General features: G+C 70.2%; 11 protein-coding genes. 7 read left to right on the top strand and 4 right to left on the bottom strand.

The window, feature by feature from the left end; all coding sequences use genetic code 11:
• The 3 genes from WBA97_RS32525 to WBA97_RS32515 form a co-directional block, all read left to right on the top strand.
• On the top strand, nt 1-1,127 hold a 1,127-nt coding region (locus WBA97_RS32525), incomplete at its 5' end, for a tetratricopeptide repeat protein (RefSeq protein ID WP_424234803.1).
• A gap of 46 nt (nt 1,128-1,173) precedes the next feature.
• Complete coding sequence (locus WBA97_RS32520) at nt 1,174-2,079, top strand: aminoglycoside phosphotransferase family protein (protein WP_424234804.1); 906 nt, start codon at nt 1,174-1,176, stop codon at nt 2,077-2,079.
• A gap of 199 nt (nt 2,080-2,278) precedes the next feature.
• Nucleotides 2,279-2,581, top strand: coding sequence for a hypothetical protein (locus WBA97_RS32515; RefSeq protein ID WP_424234802.1), 303 nt, complete (start codon nt 2,279-2,281; stop codon nt 2,579-2,581).
• A 149-nt stretch (nt 2,582-2,730) separates the two neighbouring features.
• On the opposite strand, the gene WBA97_RS32510 is transcribed toward WBA97_RS32515, so the two are convergent.
• The 4 genes from WBA97_RS32510 to WBA97_RS32495 form a co-directional block, all read right to left on the bottom strand.
• Nucleotides 2,731-3,753, bottom strand: a complete 1,023-nt coding sequence (locus tag WBA97_RS32510; protein ID WP_424234801.1) for a copper resistance D family protein — start codon at nt 3,751-3,753, stop codon at nt 2,731-2,733.
• Nucleotides 3,754-3,760: 7 nt separating this feature from the next.
• Nucleotides 3,761-4,294 (bottom strand): copper resistance CopC family protein, encoded by a 534-nt coding sequence (locus WBA97_RS32505; protein WP_424234800.1) that lies wholly within the window; start codon nt 4,292-4,294, stop codon nt 3,761-3,763.
• A complete protein-coding gene (locus tag WBA97_RS32500) occupies nt 4,291-5,058 on the bottom strand; it encodes a YcnI family protein (RefSeq protein WP_424234799.1) in 768 nt (255 codons plus the stop codon). The genes WBA97_RS32505 and WBA97_RS32500 overlap by 4 nt, the downstream gene beginning before the upstream one ends.
• A gap of 70 nt (nt 5,059-5,128) precedes the next feature.
• Nucleotides 5,129-5,665: a hypothetical protein gene (locus WBA97_RS32495; RefSeq protein WP_424234797.1), complete on the bottom strand. Its 537-nt coding sequence runs from the start codon at nt 5,663-5,665 to the stop codon at nt 5,129-5,131.
• Nucleotides 5,666-5,793: 128 nt separating this feature from the next.
• Here WBA97_RS32495 and WBA97_RS32490 point away from each other — a divergent pair, with 128 nt between their 5' ends.
• From WBA97_RS32490 to WBA97_RS32475, 4 genes are read left to right on the top strand one after another with little or no spacing between them, the layout of a single operon-like run.
• Nucleotides 5,794-6,441, top strand: coding sequence for an ABC transporter permease (locus tag WBA97_RS32490; RefSeq protein WP_424234796.1), 648 nt, complete (start codon nt 5,794-5,796; stop codon nt 6,439-6,441).
• Nucleotides 6,434-7,567, top strand: a complete 1,134-nt coding sequence (locus WBA97_RS32485) for an ABC transporter ATP-binding protein (protein WP_424234795.1) — start codon at nt 6,434-6,436, stop codon at nt 7,565-7,567. Before WBA97_RS32490 ends, WBA97_RS32485 begins: the two co-directional genes overlap by 8 nt.
• Nucleotides 7,564-8,337 carry an ABC transporter permease gene (locus WBA97_RS32480; RefSeq protein WP_424234794.1) on the top strand — a complete coding sequence of 258 codons (774 nt, stop codon included), beginning with the start codon at nt 7,564-7,566 and terminating at the stop codon, nt 8,335-8,337. Before WBA97_RS32485 ends, WBA97_RS32480 begins: the two co-directional genes overlap by 4 nt.
• Nucleotides 8,334-9,308 (top strand): glycine betaine ABC transporter substrate-binding protein, encoded by a 975-nt coding sequence (locus WBA97_RS32475; protein WP_424234793.1) that lies wholly within the window; start codon nt 8,334-8,336, stop codon nt 9,306-9,308. Before WBA97_RS32480 ends, WBA97_RS32475 begins: the two co-directional genes overlap by 4 nt.
• The last annotated feature ends 92 nt before the right edge of the window (nt 9,309-9,400 follow it).

Below are 9,400 nucleotides of genomic sequence, written 5' to 3'. Positions count from 1 at the left end.
ACATGGGCCTCGCGTACGACGAAGTCACCGCTCAACGGGTGGCCGACTCACGGGAGTCCCCGGAGGCTGAGGAGCCGGAGATCGTGAAGCGTCGCAAGTTCCTTGCGCACGCGGCCGCTGTCGCGGTGGGTGCGCATGTGCTCGGCGCCGACTCGGGGTCGTGGGTGTCCAGCCCGGTGTTGACGCCGGCGCCCGGCCGGATCGGCATGACCGACGTCCGGCAGGTCGAGGCCGCAACCAGGGCACTTCGCTCGCTTGACTACCAGTACGGCGGCGGGTTCTGCCGGGACGCCGTGGTCGCCCAGCTGTCGTGGGGCCAGCAGATGCTCAACTCGTCGGGGACCGACGTGGTGAAGTCACGTCTGCACGTCGCGCTCGCCGACCTGCACAACCTTGCCGGCTGGACGTCGTTCGACGTGGGCCTGATCGACTCGTCCCGCAACCATTTCGGCCGCGCGCTCGAGCTGGCGAAGGCGGGCGAGAGCGACGAGCTGGTCGCGAACATCCTGTACCGCATGGGCCGGGTCTACCTGCACAAGGAGGCCCCGGACGACGCGCTGAAGATGTTCCAGCTCGGGCAGATCGCCGCGCAGCAGTCGGGGTCCGAGCTGGCCGTGGCGGTGATCTGCGCGAACCAGGCATGGGCCTACGCGATGATGGGCCACGAGGAACAGACGATGCAGCTCATCGGCCGGACCAGGGACGAGTTCGCCCGCGCGAACTACGCCGAGGCCGCCAACTGGGTCAAGTTCTTCAACGAGGACGACGTCTACGCGATGATCGGCACCGTGCACACGGTGCTCGCGCAGAAGGTCCACACGCGGCACACGAAGTTCGCCATCCCGGCGCTGACCAGGGCGATCGACTCCTACGGCGAGGAGAACGCGCGCAGCAAGGCGTTCAACCTGTCCGCGCTAGCGACGAACCACCTGCTCGACGGCGACATCGACCACGGAGCGAAGGTCGGAACGCAGGCCGTCGACATGGCGCAGCACCTGAAGTCCAAGCGGGTCCGCGACCGGCTGGAGCCGCTGCGGATCGAGGCGGACAAGCGGCGCAACCTCACCGACGCCCGTGACCTGGCGGACCTCATTCGCCGGTTCTCCGAGACCCACAACGCGGTGTGACGAGGTCGACGTGACCGTGCTGCCGACACCGGAGTCCACCGTGTCCATGTCGGACCCGGCCCGGGGCGGTCCGTTCTCCGGGGAGCGCCTCGCCGAGGTGCTGACCGGAGTGTGCGCGGCGGCCGGGCTCGACCCGGAGGGCGCGACGCTCATCAAGTGCACCGCCAATGCCGTCTTCCGGCTGGCCAGCGCCCCCGTGGTGGTCCGTATCGGCGCCTCGACGGCGTTGAACCACCGCGTCGAGAAGGTGGTCCACGTGGCCACCTGGCTGGCCGAGCACGACGTGCCCGCGGTCCGGCTGCTGCCCGGCGTGCCACAGCCGGTCACCTACGACGGTTACGTCGCCACGGTGTGGGAGGCGGTGCCTGACGGCGGCAGGCGGCCCCGAGGGCGTGACCTGGGCAAACTGCTGCGCCGTATCCATGACCTGCCGGAGCCCGCGTCGTGGCTGCCGCCCTGGCTGCCGCTGGCCGACGTGGCCGCGCGAATCGGCGAGGCCGCCGACCTCGCCGACGCCGACCTGGCGTTCCTCCAGGACCGGCACGACGAGGTGGCCGACCAGCTGGCCAGGCTCGAGTTCCCGTCACCGCCGTCCCTGGTGCACGGCGACGCGCACCTCGGCAACCTCATCCCCGGCCCGGCCGGTCCGGTGGTGTGCGACTTCGACTCCTCGAGCCTCGGGCCGGCGGAGTGGGACCTGACGCCGCTGGCCGTGGGCGTGATCCGGTTCGGTGAGCCCGCGGGGCGGTACCGGGAGCTGGCCCGCACGTACGGCATGGACGTGACCAGGTGGCGAGGGTTCCCCGTGCTGCGTGCCGTGCGGGAGCTGAAGCTCATCACCAGCGTGTTGCCGATCATCGGCACGCGGCCCGCCATCCGTGCGGAGCTGCTCAGGCGGATAGCGGATGTCCGGTCGGGTAACACCTCGGCCCGGTGGGCCCGCTACACCTGACCCGGCCGGGCAAGGACGGTAACGCTGAGTCGTCGAAAACCGACCCTTCCTACGTGCTCGCGAGGGCGTCTTCGCACGTCGTTGCCGGTATCTCGAAAACCATTCCTTCGGGGTGCCGGACAGGGTGGCCGTTTTCGCGAAGCGCGCTACGCTGAGTGGAACTAGCCTCTGTCCACTCCCTGAACGAGGTGTCCTTCTGGTGGCTAGGGCGATCAAGCACAAGCGCAGCGCGCGCCGCGCGCTCGCATCGGCCCGGATTCTCGACCAGGTCGTCGAGAGTCAGCTCCCACTTGTCGCTCGCCTGCCGGAGGGTCGCAGCAGAACGCGGGCCGCGGACTTCCTCGCCGAGCTGATCCTGCTGTCGCAGGCGTACCGGCATCACGCGGAGGGCTGGATCAGCCGCCGCGAACTGGAGCAACGGGGGCATTCGACGATGCGGAGGATCTCCAGTATCCGGGCGCGGTCGTCGTTGTCGTCGACGCAGTTCACCGAGCAGGACTGACCATTCACCGTTGGTCCGCATAGCGGGCGTCCCGCCTGCGTGTGGCACAGCACACAGTGTCGGCGGGACGACGAACGGTCATTGAGCGGCCGTTCACCGTTCACCGCTGTGGAAGTGAACACTGGATCGAAAAAGCCGGGCAACCGAAGTCAGCCCACCGGCGTACGCGTCAGCACGACCGCGAACCCGAACGCCGCGCACATGACAGCAAGTTCCAGCGCGGCCCACCCGACGAGCGCGGTCCGCTGGTGGCGCACGATCCCGGGCAGCAGCCGCCACCGGATGTTGGCGCCGAGCGCGGCGAGGCAGGCGACGCAGACGATCTTGAGGATGACCAGCGTTCCGTAGCCGGTGCCGAACAGGACGTCGAACAGGTTCCTGCCGGGCACCGACGTCAGCTCCACCGTCGCGTTGAACAGCCCGGTCACCGCCACCACACTCAGGCAGGCGGTCGCGAGTGCCGAGAACCGGGGCAGCGTCTGGGCGAGCAGCGTGCGGTTCGCGGCGACCACGACGGCGACCGCGCCGAGCCCGCCGGTCCACACGGCCGCGCCGAGCACGTGCAGCTCCATCGAGATCATCGCGTAGTCCTGCCACCGCCAGCTCGTGGCATGCCCGGTCACCGGCAGCGGCAGCAACGCGAACAACGCGACCGCGGCCCGCAGTTCGACGGGCACCGACTCACCGGCCCGCACCGCCCACAGCGACAGCCCAGCCGACACGAGCGCGACCACCGCGACGAACACCAGCGCCTTGCCGGCGCTCACCGTCACCACGTACTCGGCGACCCGCCGCAACGAGATGCCCGCCGCCTGCGGCAGCACCTCCGCGGTCTGCAGCACGAGCGTGACCAGCGCACACACGGCGAGCGCGAGCGCGCTGAACGCGGCCGCCCGCCGCGCGCCGGTCAGCACCCGCTCCGCGTCCTTCGGCCGGGACAGCCCGACGAGGAGCGGCAGCAGGTTCAGCCCGACGGTCGCCACGGCCGACAGGTCGAACAGGACCCGCACGACCGGCAGGCCGTACCGGACCACCGCGTCCGGCTCCAGCACCCCGGCGATCGGGCGCACCGGGGTGAGCAACAGACCGGTCAGCACCGCGAGCAGTGCCGCACCGATCCCGATCCCGACCAGGTGCAGCCGGGAGAACGCGGTGGTCCGGGCCTGGTTCATGCCCGTTTCATTCCGGCCGCTTGCCGCCGCCGATGCGCAACGCCACGAACAGTCCGGCGCCGAGCAGCACGACCGCGCCGACGAGCCACACCCACACGGGCAGCCCTTCGTCGCCGCCATCGCTGTCCACGGCGCTCTGCGTCGGCGCCGGGGTGCCGTTGCCCGCCGTGGTGAGCGTGAACTTCAGCTCGCCGGAGACCGGGTGTCCGTCGGCCGACACGATCCGGTAGCCGATCGTGTAGACGCCCTTCGGGCCCAGCTCACGGACCGGCACGGTGACGACGTTGCTGTCGACCGCCGAGGGCCCGTCCTGCCACTGGTTGCCGTCCGGCCCGGTGACCGCGATGGAGTTGAGCCTCTCGGACTTCTGGACCGGCTGGTCGAACGTGAGCACGACCTCGCCGGGGCCCGCGTCGAGCGACGCGTCGTCGGCCGGGTTGCTGCTCGTCAGCGAGTTGTGCGCGGACGCGGGCGCGGCCAGGGCGAACAGCCCCAGCCCCGCCAGCGCCAGCACCGAAACGGCTTTGGCGAGCTTCCTCATGACCGGCCGCTCCGCGCGGTCATGGCCTTGCGGGCCCGCAGCGTCGCGCCGACCCCGAAGCCGAGCCCGAGCGCGCCGACCACCAGCCCGGCGCCACCCAGCCAGCGGGCGGTGTCGTCGGTGCCCGACGCGGCGGCCTCGGTGCTGTCGTCGTCCGACCCGGTGGCCGCGTTGTCGATCGCCGGGGCCGTCGAGCCGCCGTGGTGGTCATCGCCCTCCGGTGCCAGCTCGATCACCGGCGCCGGGTGCTCCGGCTCCGAGCCGTCCTCGGCTGGCGGCTGGTCCCACGCGACGACCTTGCCGCCTTCGTAGGTCTGGATCGCGGGCAGGACCAGCTCCTCGGTCTCCGGCAGCGGGCCGACGGAGAGCTCGAACTCCTCGAACTGGCCGGGGGCGATGCGCGTGCCTGCGGCCGCGGTCCAGGTGACCGTGCTGATGGCCTCCTTGATCTCGGCGCCGTGCACCTCGACCGGCTTGTCGAGCGTGACCTTGGTGATCTGGGCGGTCCAGCCGGCCATGGCACGGGTGCGCGCGGACGTGATCGGGGTGTCGGCCGGCATCTTGATCTCGAGCTTCACGGTGCCGGCGGCGTCGTCCTCGTTCGGCACCCGGAAGGTGATCTTCGAGTAGCCGCCCTGCTGCGCGGCCTCGCCGAGGATCTTCGCGGTGACGTGTGCCGACGCGAGGCCGGAGCCGAGCATCGTGGCCACACCGGCTGCGATGGCGACGACGCCTGCCCGCGCGATGAAGCGTGTGGTGGACATGTCTCTCCTGAGATTGGATGTGAGTTTCCTGACGCGCTCTTGTGGCACGTCCGGTGGGGGTGTCGGGTTCTCAGGAGTGGGCTGGCGGGCCGCGACGGGCGCAGACCTCGCGCAACAGCAGCTCGAGGAACGCGCCGGGACGGGCGGGCAGCGGTGAGCCGCCGGGCCGGGCCGGGTGGTGGACCGGGCCCGCGATGAGCGCGGTGAGCCGCGACAGCAGCCACGCGACCGCGCAGGCGACCAGGCCGAGCGCGACGCCCGCCCTGGTCAGCAGTATCGCGGTGAGCACGGTGGCGACGGCGTGCGCGGCGAACATGGACCAGCCGTCGAACAGCGCCTGCTGGTGGCCGTGCCCTCTGGCGATCTCGGTGAGCAGCAGGTGCTGGCAGAGCTGTGTCACGCCGAGCACGCCGACCAGCGCGGGTATGCCGCCGCGGCGGGCGACCGACATGCCGCCCCACGAGAGCAGAGCGGCCAGCAGGACGGTGAACAGCGAGTCGGACACCGCGCCGCCGCCGATGCCGTGCGCGGCGATCGCGAGCGCGGCCGACGACGAGGCGAGCAGCACGCCACCCACGCCCTCGGTCCTCACCTGTCTCCGGCTCACGGTTAACCAGCCTAGGGCGAACCCGGCTGCTTGGGACCTGCCGTCTCGGTGACATCACCGTCGCCGGTGCCGGTGCACCCCACTTTTGGGCCTTGTCCCGCCCTGTGATCTGGGCCACGGTGAGCCAGGTGAGTCTGTGGGAGTTCGTCACCGACCGATGGCCGCGGCTCGCCGCCGAGGCCTACCAACACGCCAGCGTCGTCATCCAGTGCACGCTCGTCGCCGCGCTCATCGGCGTTGTCGCAGGTATCGCCGTGTATCGCAGCCCGGTCGGCTCGACCATCGCCACCGCGCTGGCGAGCACGATCCTGACGATCCCGTCGTTCGCGCTGCTCGGTCTGCTCATCCCGTTCGTCGGGCTCGGGGTGGCACCGACGGTCACCGCGCTGGTTTTGTACGCCCTGCTGCCGATCATTCGGAACACCATCGTCGGTCTAGGCGGAGTCGACAACGCGGTCACTGACGCGGCCCGCGGCATCGGCATGAACCGGCTTCGGGTGCTGACGCTCATCGAGCTGCGGCTCGCGTGGCCCGCGATCCTCGCCGGCATGCGGGTGGCGACGCAGATGCTGATGGGCATCGCCGCGATCGCCGCGTACGCGAAGGGCCCGGGACTCGGCACCGAGATCTTCTCCGGGCTGAACCGTGCGGGCGCCGCCAACGCAACCAACCAGGCGCTCGCGGGCACGATCGGGATCGTGCTGATGGCGCTGCTCATCGACGGGCTGTACCTGCTGGTCGCCCGCCTCACCACCTCGAGGGGGATCCGTGCCTGAGCAGACCAGCGTGGGCATCGAGCTGGCCGACGTGACGAAGCGGTACGCGGGCCAGGCGGAGCCCGCGGTCGACGGGTTCACGATGACGATCAACCCGGGCGAGACGACGATCTTCGTCGGCCCGTCCGGTTGCGGCAAGACCACCACCATGCGGATGATCAACCGGCTGATCGAGCCGACGTCCGGCCGCATCGCCATCGGCGGCGACGACGCGTTGTCGCTGAACGCAGACGACCTGCGGCGGCGCATCGGGTACGCGATCCAGCAGGCGGGCCTGTTCCCGCACCTGACCGTCGCGCAGAACGTGGCGGTCGTGCCGGGCCTGCTGAAGTGGCCGAGGAAGCAGATCACCGAACGGGTCGAGGAGATGCTGTCGCTGGTCGGCCTCGACCCGGCGGAGTTCGTGCACCGGTACCCGCGCCAGCTGTCGGGCGGGCAGCAGCAGCGGGTCGGGGTGGCGCGGGCACTCGCGGCCGACCCGCCGGTGCTGCTGATGGACGAGCCGTTCGGCGCGGTCGACCCCATCACCCGGGGCAACCTGCAGGACGAGCTGCTGCGGCTGCAGGCGGAGCTGCACAAGACCATCGTGTTCGTCACCCACGACTTCGACGAGGCGGTGAAGCTCGGCGACCGGATCGCGGTGCTGGGCGACCGGTCGCGGATCCTGCAGTACGACACCCCGGAGGCGATCCTCGCGAACCCGGCGGACGACACGGTGGCCGGCTTCGTCGGCGCGGGTGCGTCGCTGAAGCAGCTGACCTTGTTGCGGGTGCGGGACATCGAGCTGGGCGAGGCGGCGACCGCCGCCCTCGACGAAGCGCCTTCCGCTGTGCGGCAACGACTTGACGCGGAGGACCGCAAGTTCGTGCTGGTGCTGGACGAGCGGAGCAGGCCGCTGCGGTGGGTGCATGCCCGGCAGCTCAGTGGCGAGTCGCTGGCGGCGCTCGGGAGACCGGTCGGCGTTGTCGTGTCCACGCAGTCGACGCTGCAGGACGCACTGGAGGCGATCCTCACGGAGGGCGGCGACGCGGTCGTCACGGGTTCGCGCGGCGAGTACGCCGGGACCGTGCAGCTGGACACGGTGGTCGCGAAGATCCGCGAACTGCGTGAGGAGCACCAGTCGTGAGTGTCACGGACGCGGTGCTGACGACCGAGTCCGGGTCGCGGCGTGCGGAGCTGCTCCGCCTGTTCCTGCAACCGATCGCGGCGGTGGTGCTGGTCGGCGGCGTGCTGGTGTGGGCGTTCAGCCAGGAACTGGACGCGATCGAGGTGGTGTCGCTCAACGCGGCCACGCTGCTGACGGCGACGTGGGAGCACCTGCTGATCACCGCCGCGGTGACGGTTCTCGTTGTGGTGGTGGCGATCCCGCTCGGCATCGTCCTCACCCGGCAGTGGGCGCGGTGGTTCGCGCCGCTGTTCCTCGGCGTCGCGACGATCGGCCAGGCGGCACCCGCGATCGGGGTGATCGTCCTCTACTTCTTGTGGACAGAACAGGAAGGGCTGTGGGCGGCGGCCATCCCGCTGGCGTTCGTGTCGCTGCTTCCGGTGCTGCGCAACACGATCGTGGGCATCCAGCAGATCGACCCGGCACTCGTCGACGCGGGGAGAGGCATCGGCATGTCGTCGTTCACGGTGTTGCGCAGGGTGGAGCTTCCCCTTGCCGTACCACTCATTCTGGCCGGCCTGCGGACGTCGCTGGTGCTGGCGGTGGGCACGGCGACGCTCGCGTTGTTCGTGAACGGCGGCGGCCTCGGCTTCGTGATCGACTCCGGCTACAAGGTGGCACGCACGACGGTGCTGCTCACCGGCGCCGCACTGGCGGTGGGGCTGGCGTTGCTGGTCGACTGGCTTGGCGCGCTCGCGGAGCGGTACCTCGGCCCGAAGGGGTTGCGGTGAAGCGGCTGGCCGCGCTGGCCGCGGCGTGTGCGGTGCTGGTCGGCGGATGCGGGCTGGAGGCGGGTTACAAGCTGCCGTTCGAGGTGAGCCCTGGCTCGATCCAGCCGGAGCCGTCTTTGGCGGGTGTGTCCATCCGGGTGGGGTCGAAGAACTTCACCGAGCAGATCCTGTTGTCCTACATCGCGGAGGTCGCGTTGTCGGCGGCGGGCGCGGACATCGAGGACCTGACGAACATCCAGGGATCGCCCGCGGTGCGGCAGGCACTGGAGGCCGGCGACATCGATCTCTACTGGGAGTACACGGGGACCAGCTGGATCAACTTCCAGCAGGAGACCGTGCCCATCCCAGACGAGCAACAGCAGTACGACGCGGTGAAGAAGGCGGACCTGGAGCGGTTCGGCATCGCGTGGCTGGAGTACTCGCCGGTGAACGACAAGTACGCGCTGGCCACCACCCGCGAGTTCGCCGACGAGCACGGGCTGAAGACGATGTCCGACATGGTCGCGCTGCTGGAAAAGGATCCGTCGCTCGGTTCGTTCTGCATGGAGTCGGAGTTCATCAGCAGGCAGGACGGGCTCCTCGGCGCCGAACAGAAGTACGGCTACGACGTGCCGGACGGCGACATCAAGACCTTCGGTGTCGGCGCCATCTACGCGACGCTGGCGACGGGCCGCACGTGCAACTTCGGCGAGGTCTTCACCACCGACGGCCGCATCCTGACCCTGGACCTCGCGGTACTGGAGGACGACAAGAAGTCGTTCCCGCAGTACAACGCGGCGGTGACGGTCCGCAAGGAGTACCTGGACCGCTACCCGGCGATCGCGGAGGTGATGGAACCGGTGTCGGCGAAGCTGAACAACGAGGTGATCCTGGAGCTGTCGGTGAAGATCGACGGCGAAGGCCAGGACCCGGCGGTGGTCGCCCGCGACTGGCTGGTGAAGGAAGGCTTCGTGACGAACCCGGCGGACTGACGGCGGCCGACTGACGGTGGCCGACTGACGGCGGCGGACTGACGGCGGCGGACTGATGGAGGGTCGGCCTCCGGCCCCCGGTCACCACGCTA

Source organism: Actinophytocola sp. (assembly GCF_049647105.1).
GTDB lineage: Bacteria > Actinomycetota > Actinomycetes > Mycobacteriales > Pseudonocardiaceae > Actinophytocola.
The sequence above is the reverse complement of the archived record's forward strand: the minus strand, read 5'-3'. Positions and strand labels throughout refer to the sequence as shown.